Source organism: Sulfitobacter sp. R18_1, from assembly GCF_017743915.1.
Classification (GTDB): Bacteria; Pseudomonadota; Alphaproteobacteria; order Rhodobacterales; family Rhodobacteraceae; genus Sulfitobacter; species Sulfitobacter faviae.
Map to the genome: position 1 here is coordinate 33,509 of NZ_JAGHRG010000015.1, position 15,599 is coordinate 49,107.

16 protein-coding genes and 1 pseudogene are annotated in these 15,599 nt (G+C 58.6%); 9 read left to right on the top strand and 8 right to left on the bottom strand.

The window, feature by feature from the left end; translation table 11 throughout:
• Positions 1 to 834: 834 nt before the first annotated feature.
• Positions 835 to 1,545, bottom strand: a complete 711-nt coding sequence (locus J7392_RS22295; RefSeq protein ID WP_209219476.1) for an IS6 family transposase — start codon at positions 1,543 to 1,545, stop codon at positions 835 to 837.
• Between the two features lie 57 nt (positions 1,546 to 1,602).
• Here J7392_RS22295 and alaE point away from each other — a divergent pair, with 57 nt between their 5' ends.
• Positions 1,603 to 1,920, top strand: coding sequence for an L-alanine exporter AlaE (gene alaE / locus J7392_RS22300; RefSeq protein WP_280634625.1), 318 nt, complete (start codon positions 1,603 to 1,605; stop codon positions 1,918 to 1,920).
• Positions 1,921 to 1,995: 75 nt separating this feature from the next.
• On the opposite strand, the gene J7392_RS22305 is transcribed toward alaE, so the two are convergent.
• Both J7392_RS22305 and J7392_RS22310 read right to left on the bottom strand, forming a co-directional pair.
• Positions 1,996 to 2,934 (bottom strand): zincin-like metallopeptidase domain-containing protein, encoded by a 939-nt coding sequence (locus J7392_RS22305; RefSeq protein ID WP_209219493.1) that lies wholly within the window; start codon positions 2,932 to 2,934, stop codon positions 1,996 to 1,998.
• A gap of 40 nt (positions 2,935 to 2,974) precedes the next feature.
• Positions 2,975 to 3,445 (bottom strand): hypothetical protein, encoded by a 471-nt coding sequence (locus tag J7392_RS22310; protein WP_209219494.1) that lies wholly within the window; start codon positions 3,443 to 3,445, stop codon positions 2,975 to 2,977.
• 293 nt (positions 3,446 to 3,738) lie between these two features.
• Between J7392_RS22310 and J7392_RS22315 the strand changes: the two genes are divergently transcribed.
• The gene (locus tag J7392_RS22315; RefSeq protein WP_209219510.1) at positions 3,739 to 4,941 is read left to right on the top strand and encodes a Fic family protein; all 1,203 of its coding nucleotides are present in this window, start codon (positions 3,739 to 3,741) and stop codon (positions 4,939 to 4,941) included.
• Positions 4,942 to 5,153: 212 nt separating this feature from the next.
• Here the strand turns inward: J7392_RS22315 and repC are convergent, their stop codons facing one another.
• The 4 genes and pseudogenes from repC to J7392_RS22335 all read right to left on the bottom strand — a co-directional run bounded on the left by repC (position 5,154) and on the right by J7392_RS22335 (position 9,865).
• Positions 5,154 to 6,209 (bottom strand): plasmid replication protein RepC, encoded by a 1,056-nt coding sequence (gene repC, locus J7392_RS22320; RefSeq protein WP_067937703.1) that lies wholly within the window; start codon positions 6,207 to 6,209, stop codon positions 5,154 to 5,156.
• 238 nt (positions 6,210 to 6,447) lie between these two features.
• Positions 6,448 to 7,416: a plasmid partitioning protein RepB gene (gene repB / locus J7392_RS22325; RefSeq protein WP_247744726.1), complete on the bottom strand. Its 969-nt coding sequence runs from the start codon at positions 7,414 to 7,416 to the stop codon at positions 6,448 to 6,450.
• Entirely contained in the window at positions 7,416 to 8,615 is a 1,200-nt protein-coding gene (gene repA / locus J7392_RS22330) for a plasmid partitioning protein RepA (RefSeq protein WP_067939622.1), read from the bottom strand. Before repA ends, repB begins: the two co-directional genes overlap by 1 nt.
• 341 nt (positions 8,616 to 8,956) lie before the next feature.
• A pseudogene (locus J7392_RS22335) lies at positions 8,957 to 9,865 on the bottom strand (recombinase family protein).
• Positions 9,866 to 10,091: 226 nt separating this feature from the next.
• Here J7392_RS22335 and J7392_RS22340 point away from each other — a divergent pair.
• The 3 genes from J7392_RS22340 to J7392_RS24400 all read left to right on the top strand — a co-directional run bounded on the left by J7392_RS22340 (position 10,092) and on the right by J7392_RS24400 (position 12,449).
• A complete protein-coding gene (locus J7392_RS22340) occupies positions 10,092 to 11,159 on the top strand; it encodes a hypothetical protein (protein ID WP_065324511.1) in 1,068 nt (355 codons plus the stop codon).
• Positions 11,160 to 11,456: 297 nt separating this feature from the next.
• Complete coding sequence (locus J7392_RS22345) at positions 11,457 to 12,236, top strand: arsenic resistance protein (RefSeq protein ID WP_227512167.1); 780 nt, start codon at positions 11,457 to 11,459, stop codon at positions 12,234 to 12,236.
• Positions 12,237 to 12,317: 81 nt separating this feature from the next.
• On the top strand, positions 12,318 to 12,449 hold the full coding sequence (locus tag J7392_RS24400; protein WP_264753311.1) for a hypothetical protein: 132 nt from the start codon (positions 12,318 to 12,320) through the stop codon (positions 12,447 to 12,449).
• Positions 12,450 to 12,518: 69 nt separating this feature from the next.
• On the opposite strand, the gene J7392_RS22350 is transcribed toward J7392_RS24400, so the two are convergent.
• Entirely contained in the window at positions 12,519 to 12,920 is a 402-nt protein-coding gene (locus tag J7392_RS22350) for a helix-turn-helix domain-containing protein (protein ID WP_037953553.1), read from the bottom strand.
• Between the two features lie 96 nt (positions 12,921 to 13,016).
• Here J7392_RS22350 and J7392_RS22355 point away from each other — a divergent pair, with 96 nt between their 5' ends.
• From J7392_RS22355 to J7392_RS22370, 4 genes are read left to right on the top strand one after another with little or no spacing between them, the layout of a single operon-like run.
• A complete protein-coding gene (locus tag J7392_RS22355; RefSeq protein WP_009824452.1) occupies positions 13,017 to 13,424 on the top strand; it encodes a mercuric transporter MerT family protein in 408 nt (135 codons plus the stop codon).
• 12 nt (positions 13,425 to 13,436) lie between these two features.
• Complete coding sequence (locus J7392_RS22360) at positions 13,437 to 13,742, top strand: heavy-metal-associated domain-containing protein (protein ID WP_048535538.1); 306 nt, start codon at positions 13,437 to 13,439, stop codon at positions 13,740 to 13,742.
• A gap of 37 nt (positions 13,743 to 13,779) precedes the next feature.
• Positions 13,780 to 14,220, top strand: coding sequence for a mercury resistance system transport protein MerF (gene merF, locus J7392_RS22365; protein WP_081285561.1), 441 nt, complete (start codon positions 13,780 to 13,782; stop codon positions 14,218 to 14,220).
• The gene (locus J7392_RS22370; protein WP_050672455.1) at positions 14,204 to 15,553 is read left to right on the top strand and encodes an NAD(P)/FAD-dependent oxidoreductase; all 1,350 of its coding nucleotides are present in this window, start codon (positions 14,204 to 14,206) and stop codon (positions 15,551 to 15,553) included. Before merF ends, J7392_RS22370 begins: the two co-directional genes overlap by 17 nt.
• The last annotated feature ends 46 nt before the right edge of the window (positions 15,554 to 15,599 follow it).

The window sequence follows — 15,599 nt, forward strand, 5'->3', positions numbered from 1 at the left end:
CATCTCTGCGCACTTCGAGACCGCCGATGGGTTTAACTTCGTCTTGGACGCGGTATATTTAAAATATGGGAAATCGGTTGCTGAACGATCGGGGGGAACGCTTACCCTACGTTCCTACCTCGTTTGGCTGAATGAGAGCTTTGAAGGCAACCAGACCTTCTTTGCGGGCGATTTCAACCTGACTCCGACGAACCCGGTATGAGGCCCAGTCAGCCATAACGCGGCACCTGTGATAAGCGTAGGCGGCACTACGCGCAGCTCGGAAAACGGACTCATCGCCAACCTCTATGATAATTTCTGGACGCCTCGCGGCGTGAACCTTCCTATTCAGGCCAGCGGTAGGCTGGAATTCCCGCATCAAGTTCTGGGCGTCACCCATGCTTAGGGGCGTGAAAGCGTGTCGGATCATATCCCGGCTTGCATGTGGCTGAGCCCGGATGCCGAGCCGGTTATCTACCCAGCATCTAAAAATGTCCGCGGTCAATTTGCCAACGCGGCATTCCTTTCTGCCGATCCGGTTGAAGCTCCTGAAACGGGACCACCAGCAATCGGAAACAGGAACTTGAAAATTTACTATTTCCAAAGTAGCCCGACTATTCGAAGACCGGTTTAAACATACGAGTTGGCTCAACAATGAGGCCGCTGCGAGCCGCAGGGCGAAGAATTGCTATAGCTCGCGATTTGGAGATTATCTGTTTCTTCACAGGCTGAGGCTTTTCACGCAAGCTAGATAGCAATGATCAGAGCGACTCAGAAGGGTTTAGGATGTCTGTTATAATTGTTGGGATTGCCAACTTATTTTCACCTGATTGAGAGGAGTGAGATCCTTGCCGGTCAAGCGGTCATTTCGGCAGCATAGTCTTCCCAGAGGCCGAAAGCGTCGGTCCTGGCGTGGCGGTATGAGATTGCGGAGAGTTGATAACGGCGGGGTCGAAAGACGGTGTTGATTTGATCATGGGCAGCCAAAAATCTCTGTGCCTGCCGGGGCGATTTGAACCGGCCCATGAGCTTCTCTCGCTTCCGGGTTGGTCGGTGCGAGCCCTCGATCCTGTTATTGATCCCTTTGTGGGCGCGGTGGTCGGCGTCCGGCGCCAGCTGACGGATCGGTTTGATATAGCTGCGCAACTTGTCCGTGATGATAACGCGGGGTTGGCCAAAACGGGCGATCAGTCGCCGCAAGAAGCGCCTGGCCGCTTTGGCGTTTCGCCTTGGCTGCACCAGAATATCGAGCACATCCCCGCTCCCATCCACAGCCCGCCACAACCATATCTTTGCGCCATTGATTGGCACGACAACTTCATCGAGGTGCCACTTATCTGTTGCAGCGGGCCGGTCGCGCTTGATGCAATCTGCGAAATGGCGGCCAAACCGGTTCACCCATTTACGAACGGTCTCCCGGCTGACGATTATGCCTCGCTCGGCGAGCAGATCCTCTACATCAGCCGTGCTCACCGCGAACCGGTGGTAGACCCACACGGCGTAAGCGACGACTTCGCGGGGGAACCTGAAACCTTTCAGGCGGGGCATCTCAGCTGGTATCCTCATGACGGCCGCCTAAACTCCACCGCAGGCGACGGCAAGTTGGCAATGCCCGTCGCAGGTATGGAGCCCGGCGAAGTTCTGAAGACGCGACTGACAATGATACCGCTCATGCTGTTCACAGGGCGACCGTACGGACTCTGGCGAGACTGGTTTTTTAGCACAACCAAGCCCACGGTTTCTTGGAGCAAAACTCTGATCGACGGGCTCGCCTTCTTGTCGTTCCAATTGCCCGTTTATGCCGTAGTGCTGTTTTTCGTTGGAGCTGACCGAAGCGAAATTGTTTTGCTTCTTGTATCAACCGCTGTGCTGATGTTCGCAGTCAGCCGACCGTTCGGACTGTTCCTCGATGCAGTTCGCAAAGTTTCTGGTGTGACCTAGCCTGAATTTCGGTCACGCATTCGATGTGATATTGGACTCAAAGCGGCCATATTCCGCTTCGCAGCAATAGATCTGTCAGGCGGCCTCGGCGCTGCGCCCTGCCCTGCCCGTCTCCGATCTGGCGATCAGGTAGTCGCAAGCGCGCTGCGCGTCCGCGGCGTGCCGGAAGATCGCGCCCTTGTCCGACCGAAGAACGCGCAACCAGTTGTGGAGGTAGGCGGCATTCATCTCGAGCGTATGCGCGGTGAAGCCGAGCGTCTGACCCAGGAACACCGAGGTCAGTTCTGCGACGATCTCCTCGCGCGCGTAGGAGGTGATGCCAAACTTCGAGAACCCGAAATCACGGTTCAGTCGATGGGGGGCCTTCGTGGCATGGGCCAGCTCATGGGCCCAGACCCCGTAGAAATTGCGCGGGTCCTGGAACCGCGTGATGGATGGCATGTAGACCTTGTCCACGGGCGGAAAATAGTACGCCTCCGTCCCCGTGAAGACGGTCGTGATGTCGATGGCATCGAAAAACGCCTGCATGTGCGGGATGGGCTCGGACGGGGGATGTTCAGGCACCGGGTCCGGCTCGGGATGGAAGCTATCCGGCAAACCCTCGATCTGGCAGGCGTTGAATACGCGATAGGATTTCTGGAAGCGGAAGATGCGGGCTTCCTCGGAGCGATCATCGCTATCGCTGCGGTCGTCCTCGCCGCCCGCGTCTTTCCGGCTTTGGCCGTAATAGACGACGACAGAGGATTTCTCGCCCTTGCGGACCTTTGCGTCCAACGCATTGGCCTGCGGCAACGTCATCCAGAAGGGCGAGCTGTGGCCCGCCATCACGGTCCGCATCGTAAGCAGGAAGTTGTTCACCCCCTGGTAGGGTTCTCCGCCCACGCGCAGGGGACGAGAGCTGCCCCCTGCGGTCCATGGCTTGCGCCACGGCAGGACGCCGCGCTCGATGATGCGGATGATTTCGTTTGTGATGACCTCGGAGGCATCGAATTTGGGCGTGCGGGATCGGGCCATGGCTGGCCTCCTTTCGAGTATTGGTGAGAGGGAATGGTGATCAGATTGACTGACGGGGCCTCGGATCGTTGGCGATCCTGGCACCAAGCACTTCGACCATGTCGACGTAGGTGGTCAGCGGGACGGACTTGCCAGGACCCCAGGGTTCAGGGTCGACCGATCCGTCCCGCGTCACCCGCGGCAGGTTCGCAAAGGCAATCACATCGGTGACGGGTCGGATATCGATGAAGGGCGTCCCTCGAGCGACCGCAAGAACGGCCAACGGAAAGCGCTCGATCGGCGCGAGGGTCGAGACGGTGGTCCAACCAAGATGGATGAACGTGCCGCCCTCTCCGCAAATCACATGGGCATTCGGCAGCGTCGCCGCCTGCCTGAGATAGCCGAGATCACGCAGGACCGTCTTGCGCTCGAGCCGTTGTGCCTGCCCCGTCTGGCCGGTTCGGCGTAGTTCCTTGTGTCGCCACCACGAGGCAGCGGTCGCGCGCAACACGCGCAAGACACCTATTTGCATGGGAATGCCCTTCGTCAGGAACGACAGACCGGAATCCGGCCCGGACCCATCTGAGGGACCCCAAAGGCCCTCATTCGTCAGTCACAAAACCCGAAGGACACTTTCTCTTTTTCCGGCCCCTTTGGGCACACAACAAAACCGAAAAGCCCGGCCCTTCTGCCGAAGCCATTGATTTCATGCAGCAATTCCAGATCGGCAGGCAAGATCGGCAACGCATATCGGCAAAACCTTGCTTGAAAGTACGAAATGTGTTTATTTTTCAGTTACTTTGCAAACATGGGAGATCGGCAAAAATGCTGGAAACACCCGCCAGAATCGAACCCTGCTTCTTCGAGGAACATATTCCTACAGAATTCGCAGACCTTTCGGTCGACATCCAGAGGGAAGCCACCAGGCTGGGACAAGGGCTGCATCCTGACAGCGCAGCCGAGCTTGCCGATCTCGTCCGCGTGATGAACTGCTACTACTCCAACCTGATCGAAGGACACAACACACGCCCCCGCGACATCGAAAGGGCGCTGGCTGGCGCCGAGCTTGAAGAGGAAACCCGTCCTCTTGCCCTGGAGGCACGCGCTCATGTCATTGTTCAGCGTTCCATTGACGAGATGCATCGCAAGGGCACCCTGCCCCGCCCCACATCCGTCGCATTCCTGACTTGGGTCCATAAGAGCTTCTACGACGAGATGCCTGACGAGTTTCGGGTCATCGAACATCCCGATGGCACACAAGAGCCCATCGTTCCGGGGCGCATGCGCCAGGATGACGATCGGGAAGTTGCGGTCGGACGCCACCTACCCCCCTCATCATCGCGCGTTGCGGCATTCATGGACCATTTCGACAGACGGTTTCAGATTGCGGCGCGGTCTTCGAGCGGAAGGATCATCGCGATCGCCTCTGCACATCACCGGCTGAACTACATCCACCCTTTCCCGGATGGTAACGGCCGTGTCAGCAGGCTGATGTCTCATGCCATGGCCCTGACAGCGGGGATTGGTGGCCAAGGGCTCTGGTCCGTATCGCGTGGGCTGGCCCGCGGGCTGACCGACCGGGGTGAGTACAAACGGATGATGGATCTGGCCGACAGCCCACGCCGCGGAGACCGCGACGGACGGGGAAACCTGTCAGAAGCGGCACTGAAGACGTTCAGTGAATGGTTCCTAAAGGTGACGCTCGACCAGATCATTTTCTCAGCAAGATTGTTCGATCTCGGCGGATTGGACCAACGGTATCGTCGTCTCGTTGCAGATACCATCGATGACAAGCGAGCGCCGGAACTGATTTCGGCGGTTCTTCGGCATGGCGCACTGGAACGTGGTGACGCGCAGATTGTGCTCAAGACGTCCGAACGTACTGCTCGCAACACACTGAGTAAACTGACCGCCGCCGGATACCTGACTTCTGCCTCACCGAAGACGCCAGTTCGGCTGGCGTTTCCGTTGGATTATCGAGAGCGGCTCTTTCCAAACCTTTTTGGTGATGGTGACCTCCCACAATAACTCTAGGGATTTAGGGTGTAATGCCTGACCGCATATTTCTTCCATGGCCGGCGAGATTTCCAACAAGGCTCGCTCGTGTGTCACTTGTCCACCGCGGTGGACATCTGCTGGTCTGAGATAAACTGAAGAAGCACCACGCGCCGCTAGGTGCGTTTGGACAGTTGTGGTTGCCATAAGCGCTGTTTCCCGTTCGAAGTCCACCGCGGTGGACATTAGACGGTTTGCTCATTGGTTTTGGACAGTCGCTTGATCAAAGCTAATGGGTCAAATTGGTTTTGTCTTTGACCCAGGGTGATACTGTGGAAATACGCTCCAAAATCCCTGATGCGTTTTCCGAGCTGTAGCATGATGAAGATCGCGCATGACGTTTTCTGAGCTCCTACAGCATTCTTGGCTTTCTCGAAAGTTTCTGGGTGAATGCCCATCATGGGTGCAAGTGTTCGAGCATGGTTTTCAATGTCCAACCAGTTTCTAAGTCTCTCTGTGGAGAACGATGTCGCCTGATCGCAGACTGAGGTAAGCAAGTCTGGTTTCAGGGCCTCATCGCCTGTGTTGCTATCTAAATCTTTTTTTTCTTTTTTAGACTTAGATTGATGCCGGACAGTTTGTCCGTCATTGGCGGGCAATTCCATAGTTTCAGGTGGGTCATCCGGGGTAGATAAACTCTGGAATTCTGCATCTGTATTGGCGAGCAGAGCGTGGTATTCGGGGAGGCTCAGCTTCCTGCGTAGAGCTTTCCGTGCGTGGTTGATGAACGTGTTGCTGGGATCATGCTCTTCCAAATGGGCGAGCTTGGTAAGGATCTGTTTGCGAATAAATATCCGATCGCGCCGGTTATTCTCTATCTCTTGCGCGATGGCGATAAGCTCGCTCGCACGTTGGAGCAGGGGGGTGAGAGACAATCCATAACTGATGCACTCGCCGCCGGATGAGCGTACGCGGTAGCGCTTTCGGTTCGAGCTGTCATTGCGCTTGATGAATCCGAGCTCAACGAAGCGGTTGATGTGCCTGCGGAGTGTCCGTTCGTCGATCCCGCCAACGCGCTGGCAAATGGTGTAGTTGGACGCAAATACCGTTTCGCCGTTGCCAGGTTTCAAAAAGCTGAGCATTGCTTGAAGGGTCTGGATGTGGCCAGGACGAAGCCCGAACACGCTGCGCGCGTCTCTCAGGGCCCGGAAGATGGTCCAGATATCGATTTCAGATGCGGGAATTGAGCCGCATGATGCATCTGCACCAGCAGCCTCGATTGATAGTTTTGTAAATGCCATGATTTGATCACGATGACCGTTTGGCCCACAGCTTCCCTGTCTCCTCCCAAGATTTTATCTGGGAAAAGGCAGTAAAAATCGGTTCACCGAATCGGTGACTCTTGACCGGTTTGCTGGAGGTTGCTACATCATGAGTGCAAATCGAATGATGAGGGCTCTCCAGGGGAAACTTTGGGGGGCTCTTTTCTTTCTGGTCTTCGCTTTTCTCCTTTGCTCGGGTTCCTCTATGTGGCTTGGGTTAGGACCCAGAGCCGCTCTCATTCCGCCACTCATCGAAGAGTTGCAAAAGCGTAGCTTCCGCACGTTCCTCGAGCCACTGGCCGAATTCCGGGTTGTCCTTTTTGGCGATCTTGATGGCGATCGCTTTCTGATCGACTGTCAGCGTTCCGACAGTGTCGCCGCTCTCATTCTTGACGACGGACGTCACGCCGCGACTGGTCGGTTTCTTGTCTGCACGCGCCTTGTGCGAGCAAGCAGAATAGACTGCCTGAAATCTCTCGGGGCTTGGAGTGTCGTCGGGCAGGGCGGCGATCACCTCTTTGGCCGAATTCACCAAGTCTACCTTTCCCGATAGGGCCGCTAAATCACCCCACTGCCGTCTTCCGATGCCATGTGCCGGCCCGATAAGCTGAACAAGCCCATCAGGCAGTTGATCGATAACGACCCGGTGGTTGGACACGCCTTGCCGGGTTAACCCCAAAGCATCCTGAATGACGCCGGGTTTGTACCCAATTTCCTGCATCTCTCTGATAAACAGAGATTTTTCGATGAAAGACGGATCAAGTCGAAGGTTGTTTTCTTGACCCTGTGCGATAAGCGAGGCGTCGTCGTCCAATGTGCGAACGATTGCCTTGACCGTTCCTCCGATTTTGCGGATCGCTGCCAGTCTACGGCGGCCGTAGATGATGCGGTATCTGTCGGGTTGGCCCGATGGGCGGACCATGATCGGCACTTGTTGGCCATGCTTGCGAATGCTCTTGGCAAGCTCGTCGATACTCGTATCTTCCAGCACCAACCGATCGCGAAGGCCATCCATGTCAATCTGACCGGGTTCGATGTCCCGGATCGAATTGGCCGTGATTTCGCGCAAGGAGTCCCGCAAACCGCCAACAGAGCCGGGCAGCTTTGCAGTTTTTTGCAGGGTAGGCGAGGGAGCCGCGCTCTCTTTTTCGTCCTTCGGAGGTTGGTTGAAAATGTTTCTGGCCATCAGCGACGCCCCCATGCCATTTGGATCGTCTGCTCCAGTTCATCGGCAACGCCGTTCACGCTGGTCAGAGCGCGATCAATCGTTTTCCTGATGAACTGGCCGGGATCAACTTCATAGACGGTTTGCTGGGTCATTCCGGCGTCAGAGATTGCGGTAGACTTCAGCATGGGTTCAGTCATGACCTGGCCGGCGAGAATTGATCTCAGGTAGCCAGCCATTTGGGTCTGTGGCCCATCTGACGGCTCATACCTTGTGATCAGGAATTTGACGAAATCCCATGTCACACGGCGTCCAATCGCTTCTTCAACGGCCTTTACCGTTTCTGACGCAAGTTTCAGGAATTGGCTCATGGAAGCGATATCCAGCATTCCTGGCACGACCGTCACCAGGAGCCCTGTAGAGGCCGCCAATGCCGTGAGAGTCAGAAAGCCGAGTTGAGGAGGGCAGTCGATCAGTACGATGTCGTAATTTGCCTCTACCTCCTCAAGTGCCAAGGCGAGGCGCTCCGCAAAAATGGGCTGCATCCGACGGGCGAGCGCGTTTGCTGTCTCGGTTTCGTACTCCGAGAGCATCAAGCCGGCCGGAACCATGTCGAGTTTGTGAAAGTAGGTCTTTTGGATCACGTCAGAGAGCGGAACCTGATCCTCATATCTCAGAGCATCATAGATTGTTCCGCTCTCGGCGAACTCGAGCTCAGGCCGAAAGCCGAAAAATGTGGTCAAACTTGCTTGCGGATCGAGATCCAGGACCAAAACACGGTAGCCGCGCAAGGCATAACGCTGTGCAAGATGAATCGTCGCTGTTGTTTTCGACGAACCACCTTTGAAATTGACGACCGATAGCACCTGAAGTCGGTCGCCATCGCGTCGACCTGGCCGATACGATTCGGCGTTCTTTCCTGTGCGCCCCAAGATGTTGCGCAATTCGTCCACTTCTTGGGCTGTGTAGAACCGGTGCCCGCGGTTATCAGTATGCACTTCCGGGAAGCTACCGTCCTTGTGCCGGTTGCGCAGGTTAGACGTGCTTACGCGCAGGAGACCGGCAACTTCGGTCGAGCTGAAACGCCGCAAGGCTTTACGCTCTTCGGGTTCGAAGGCGATCTTCATCTGCCGATCCAAGGACTCGGCCAGATTGTCGGCAAACGTGCCGATGTCAGAAGAGCCTATGCCTTGCGCATATCCAACGTTTCGATCATCCATATCCTGCCGCCCGCTCTCGGCCTCTGTTAAGGCTCTTGATCATTTTGACGACGCACAACGTGTCTGACGCAATTTGCCGTCAGAATGGGAATGCCACGATCCAGTGAGTCCGGCAAGAAGAATCTAGATGTAGTGCAAAAGTTATCCACAGCACCTATAGGTGTTGCCACGCAAAAAAATCAGCAAGTCATTGAAATAGATATATTAAATGCAGATCTAACCGAATCGAGCCACCACTCTGTTGAGTTGGCACAATAGTAGCTAACCCCAAGCAACAAATGGCACTTTCTGCCTCCTGCGGAGTTTTCTCCCGGTGAAATTTTTTGGATTCGGGTCAGAAGCTACACCTGATCTTGGCTCGATTCGTACGGGATGAGGCCGAGTCGTTCCGCCCGCTCCAACAGCATTTTCACCGAAGACGGCTGCCAGCTGGCGCGTCCGCGCGGGGAGCGTTCGCGCATGGATTCCAGCCGGTCACAGATCGCCTGGAGCGTGATGTCAGGGTCCGCGCCCTTGATGCCAGCGACAATCGCGGGCAGGCGGTCGTCGGTTTCGCGTCGTCCAGCGCGACCAAGCACTTCATTGGGCAGAAACCCGTCGCGCACATAGGCTTTCACTGCGCGCAGAAGTCGGCTTTGCGTCCAGTGGCGGTCGTAGGGCAGGGAGCCATTGATGATCCGAAGCACATCTTCCCAGGCCATATCGGGTCGAAGTCGTCGGACATGTGGCACCCAGTCTTGAGCCGTCTCGTTCAGCCGCTCCATGTAGCCGTCTTGCCGCGCGAGCCGCACCTTGCGTAGCGCCGCTGGATCGCGGGCGCGTAGGCCCGGGTTCCCGCCGACCCGGCCCTTAGTACGGGCACTCGCCAGCCCCGCCTTGGTACGTTCGCGGATCAGCGCCCGCTCAAACTCGGCCGCGGCGCCCAGAACCTGCAGCGTGAACTTGCCTTGCGGGGATCCGGTGTCGATCGGGTCCTGAATGGAACGAAAGAACGCCCCCTTGGCCTCCAACCGTTCGATCACCTCGAGAAGGTGCGACAGAGACCGCGCAAGCCGGTCGATCCGAACGACAACCAGCGTGTCGCCCTTGCTGATGCGCTCCAATACCCGGGCAAGCACCGGCCGCGCGCGATTGCTGCCTGAAGCGTGCTCTTCATGGATCTCGACGCATCCCGCAGCTTGCAGGGCCTCAGACTAGGGCAGGGGGGTCTGATCCTCAGTGGAAACGCGGGCGTAGCCTATCAGGGGCATGAAAACAGGCCGTTTGCAATTTCAGGTATCGCTACTAAACGACCGTTTGTAAGCGAATGCAAGTGCCGGCTCTGTGGGGCTGTTCAGTCCAAAGCCCTTGGTTCCCTTACGCTGAGCGCGATCAGCGAGCTCTCGCAGACCATTGCGCGCACGTGCTATATAAAGTGTGCAGGCGCACCCTGACAAAACCCTTGGGTAAAATGCAAAAATGCCATATTTTGCACATATGGAGCCTCAAGCATGTATAAAGTATAATATTTTTGATGATCCTCTTGAGGATGCGGAGGAGCTTGAAGAGACTTCTGAGGACGACCTGTGGTTCCTGCCCGGTCCGATGGAAGAGGAGCCGCATTATCTGCCGCCCGGACCTAGGGCCGAAGTGCGTGAGACCGCTGTTCTTGACGATTGGCGACGTGCCGAGGCGGGCCATGCTGCCCGCCTTGCCCGTGTGGCCGGCCGGATCGGGGCGCTAGACGACCGTCTGAAGCGTGGCCCGGAAGGCTGGCGGCACAGGCTTGCGTTGATCGAGGCGGCAGACCTCAGCTGGTTTGCAGGCGACCGAATTGGCCCGGATCGGCTGGCGCTCTGGATATCCATGCGCTTGTCCGGCGTGCAGGACGACACCGCAGCGCTTGCGCGTGTCGGATGGGCGGTGCGGCGTCTTACAGGCGGTCCCGGCCCAGACGTGGACCTGTCCGCCTTCCTCGATCGCCGTGACCCCGAGAACATGGTGGATGAAGCCGAGCCCTTCGCGGATCGCGCGGGCGGGTGGCTTGACCTGATGGCGCAAGCCGCCGACCTGCACCCGATCACGCGTGCCTGCATGGGGTTTCACCTCTGGAGCCTCGCGGGCCTCGGACAGCAGAGCAACCGAATGGAAGCGGCGGTCACGGCGTCGCGCATTGCCGCGCATGAGGGCGAGGGGGCAATATTCGCACCCCTGGCCATGGGTGGGGCGGGGGCGCTGCGCGCCGGCGGCCCCCCGGCTGAACGTTTGGCGCGCGGGCTCGAGAAAATGGAAACGGCCTGCCTGACCGCGATGCGGCACCTCGACGATATCGAGACATGGTCGGCGCTGGCGGAAGCCGAGATGACCCCACTCTCGGGCAAGACGCCGCCAGCCCTGCGCGGAGTGCTGACCGAATGGCCCCTGGTCTCTGCCCCTATGGCCGAGGCCCTGACCGGAGCCAGCCGCGCCGCTGTCCAGCGCAACCTCGCCTGGATGGAAGCGCGGGATCTGGTCCGCGAGCTAACAGGGCAAGGACGGTTCCGAATGTGGCGCGCCACAAACTGATTGTCGAAGCGATCTGTGCGCGCCGATGTTGCGTCTATCCGCAGCACGGCTGAAACGGTGAGGAGCACCGTTTTGCAGATGCTCGAGGTCAAAGAGTTCGGCTGATCGGCTGAGACAATTCGGCTATCGCCACGTCCCCAACTACCATGAAAGCATTGTCGACTGGGTCGTGACCGGTCTGCGGGTATAAACCGGACAGACCATACAACGCTCCAAGCGACGAACGAGCCGTTGTCGCAATGGCATGTCGAGTGATGTCTTCTTGAAAATCGCCTTCGGAAAGAGCAGGGGCAGGACATGAAGCTGCAAAATCTCGAACGCCATCAAGCCTGGATCTACCTCGCTGCCATCCTTTCCGGTCTGGTCTTGGGCTCGCTCGCCCCCGGTATCTCGGGGGTGTTCGAGGCGCTGCTTTGGCCGGTGTTGGGGCTTATGCTTTTCACTACCTTCGCTCAGATGCCGCTAGCGCACCTGCCGCGCGCGACGCGCGACCGGCGTTTCATCGGCACCATGTTGATCGGCAATTTCGTCCTGGTGCCGCTGCTGGTCTGGGGGCTGATCGCGTTCCTGCCTGACGATCCTGCGCTTCGGCTCGGGGTGCTTGTCGTGCTGCTGGTGCCCTGCACCGACTGGTTCATCACATTCACCCATCTCGGTCGCGGCGATGCGGTGCGTGCCGCGTCCGCGACACCGATCCTCCTCGCGGTTCAGTTCGCCAGTCTGCCGCTCTTCCTTTGGCTTTTTCTCGGCGAGGCATTCTTTGAGCTTCTCGCCGCCGACCGCATTGCCGCCGTCTTTGCGGCGCTTGTCCTGCTGCCGCTCACAGCGGCTTTCCTGCTGGAGCGTTGGGCAGAGGCGCGCCCGGAGCGGGCCGCGATCGTAAATCGCCTCGCCTGGCTGCCGGTTCCGCTTCTGGCTGTCGTGGTGTTCCTGATCGCGGCCTCGCAAGTCGACGCGGTACGGGATGCGCTGCCGGTTTTGGCGCAGGTGGCGGGCGCCTACGTCGCCTACCTCGTCGCCGCAGCACTTCTCGGTGCGGCGACCGGGCGGGCGGCCGGATTGTCCACTAGCGGGTGACGAACGGTCATCTTCTCGCTCTGAACCCGCAACTCCTTCGTCGTACTTCCGCTGGTGCTGGTGCTTGGACCGGAGTGGAACGTGGCGGCCGTGGTCATCGTCTTCCAGTCGCTCGTCGAGCTCTTCGGCATGGTCGCCTATCTGTGGATCGTGCCGCGCTATCTGGTCCCCGAACATGCGGCGACCACGCAGGACTCCGCGGGGAACGAATGATCGCAAACAACGGCGCTGGCACCATTGTCCGCTTGGCTGACATGCATGGGCGTCCTCAACTATGGCCCTTCAGGTCACCTCCGTCAGCGCGTCGATCACAGGGCATTCAGGGACATCGTCACCGGTGCATTGCGCCACGGTGGAAGACAGCACGCGTTCGATGCGTTTGAGATCGTCGATCTTGGCGCGGACCGAGGCGAGATGCGAATTTGCCAGACCCTGCACCTCGCCGCAGGTCTGGGCACCGCCATCGACCAAGGCGAGCAGATCGCGGACTTCGTCGAGCGTGAACCCAAGCTCGCGCGCGCGCATGATGAAGCACAAGCGCGCGACATGCCGATCATCGTAGACGCGATAGTTTTTGCTGGAGCGCGGCGGCTCGGGCATAACGCCGATGTTCTCGTAGTAGCGAATGGTCTCGAGATTGCAGCCGGTCAGCCTGGCCAGATCTCCGCGCCTGAGGACCTTCACCGATCTGTGACGATTTTTCACGTTTGACCCTCTTGAGCCTGTACCTGCTACAGACCCTAGATTGAGATCATCACTGAGGCAAGGATGATTCGAACCATGACTGAAACCACATCCGCCGACCGGCAGACGGCAATGGACGAAACAGGGGCTGCCGACAAAAAGGCATGGACGACAACCTGGCTCGGCGCGCTTGGCGCGCTGGCGATGACCTCATGCTGCATCCTGCCGCTGGTGCTGGTCAGCTTCGGCGTTACCGGCGTTTTCATTGCGCAGCTGGGCGTTCTCTACCAGTACAAATGGATCACCTTCGCGCTGAGTGCCGCCTGCATCGGCTATGGATTCTACAAGGCCTACCGTCCGATCCCGACTGAGGCCTGCGCGGATGGCACCTGCGCGCGCCCCATGAACCGGAAACTCATGCGATCCATTCTTTGGATTGCCACCGCCATCGTCACCGTCGCGATGATCTTTCCCTATCTCACCCCATACCTTCTGTCCTACTGAAAGGCCGAACCCATGAAGTCACTCCATCTTGCCCTTGCGGTCGTTGGCACTCTCGCAGCTTCCCCCGCCAGCGCCGCCGAACAGCGCATCAATATCGGGGTAGGCGAACTGACATGCCCGACCTGCTCCTACACGGTGGCGGCGGCCATGCGGGGCGTTCCCTCGGTCGAGATCATCGACTTCATGGAAGGAGAGGAATTCGGCACCGGCACCTACATCGTCGCCTTTGATGACGAGGCCGCCGATCAGGACATGATCGTCGAAGCAATCCGCGCCACCGGCTATTCGGCGGACATCGTCGAGTCCGGCGATTTCTGATCGCATTCACCGACCCGCACTCGGAGCTGGAGACAGCATGACAGACATGAACAATAACAATGAACCCACGACCCTTTTGCGGCGCGGCCTCATCGGCAGCGTATTTGCGGCGATCTGTTGCTTCACGCCGTTCCTGGTGCTGATCGTCGCCGGGGTCGGACTTTCTGCCGTTGTTGGTTGGCTCGACTACGCGCTTTTCCCGATGCTCTTCGCCTCGCTGAGTGCGGTTGCATATGCCCTGTGGCAGCAAGCCGGCAGACCAGGGCACAGTCCGAAAGCCCTTCTCATCGGCTTGGCGGTTGTTCTTTCGGCTCTGCTGTTCTGGCTGGAGTTCCGCTTTGCTCTGCGGATCTCGGTTGCCGCCGCTTTGGCGGTGGCGGGATATGCGCTCTGGCTCAGAAAATCAGGCAGTTCAGCAGTGAGCCGGATCAAGAGAAACTGGCACAAGGAAAGGAACAGGTATGACCAAGACCTATGACCTCATCGTGATCGGCGGCGGCACCGCTGGAAATGGCGTCGCCCGGATGGCCGCGGATGCAGGCTGGAGCGTCGCCAGCATCGACAGCGAACCCCATGGCGGCACCTGCGCCCTGCGCGGCTGCGACCCCAAGAAAATGCTGGTCGCGGTCACCGAGGGTGTCGAATGGGCCGAAAACATGGAAGGCAAGGGGCTGGAGGCGCAACCTTCGGTCAACTGGCCCGACATGATCGCCTTCAAGCGCAGCTTCACCGAAGCTATGCCACCGCGCATCGAAGCCGGGTTGGAAAAAGCGGGGATCGACGTCTTGCATGGGCTGGCACGGTTCACCGGCCCCAATACGATCGAGTTGAACGGCGAGACCCTGACCGCGAAGCATTTTCATATCGCCACCGGCGCGCGGCCGATGACGCTGAACATCCCGGGCGAAGAGCATCTGACCACCAGCACCGAATTCCTGGAACTGCCTGAGCGACCGAACCGCATCGCCTTTGTCGGCGGCGGCTTCATCGCCATGGAATTCGCCCATATTGTCAAGCGGGCGGGCGCGCGCGAAGTGACAGTGCTGGAGATGATGGACCGCCCCTTGGGTCCTTTCGATCCCGACTTGGTCGCAATGCTGGTTGAGGCAACCGAAGAGCTCGGCGTCGATCTCCGCACCAAGGCGAAGGTGGCGAAGATCGAAAAGCAGGGCGACGAATTCACCGTCACGGTGGAAACTCCCGACGGCACCGAAACGATCACTTGCGATCTGGTGGTGCATGGCACGGGCCGGGTGCCCAATATCGATCGCCTTAACCTTGAGGCCGCCGGCGTCGAATACTCACGCCGTGGCATCAAGGTGAGCGACGCGATGCGCACCACCAATCCGGCGATCTTCGCCGCGGGCGACTGCGCTGCCAGTGGGCCCAAGCTGACCCCGGTGTCCGCCTTCGAAGGGCGTGTGGCAGGCAAGAACCTGCTGGCTGGAGAAGACGAGCGTACCGTGGATTATCCGCCGATCCCGTCGGTAGTCTTCACCCTCCCGATGGTGGCCACCGTGGGCTTGTCGGAAGCGGTGGCCAGGGAACAAGGGCTGAAGTTCGACACCCATTTCGAAAAGACAGGGGACTGGTATTCGTCGCTGCGCGTCGGCGCGAAACATACCGGATTCAAGGTTCTTGTCGAAGAGGGCAGCGGACAGATCCTCGGCGCGCATCTGATCGGGCCGGGCTCCGAGGAGCAGATCAATCTTTTCGCCATGGCCATGGGTGCCGGGCAGACCGCCAACCAGATCAAGGCCATGATTTTCGCCTATCCGAGCTATGCCTCCGACATCGGTTCGATGGTGTGATTCAAAATTATTGATCGGGGCCGTGTCGCGATACCGATCGCAAGCT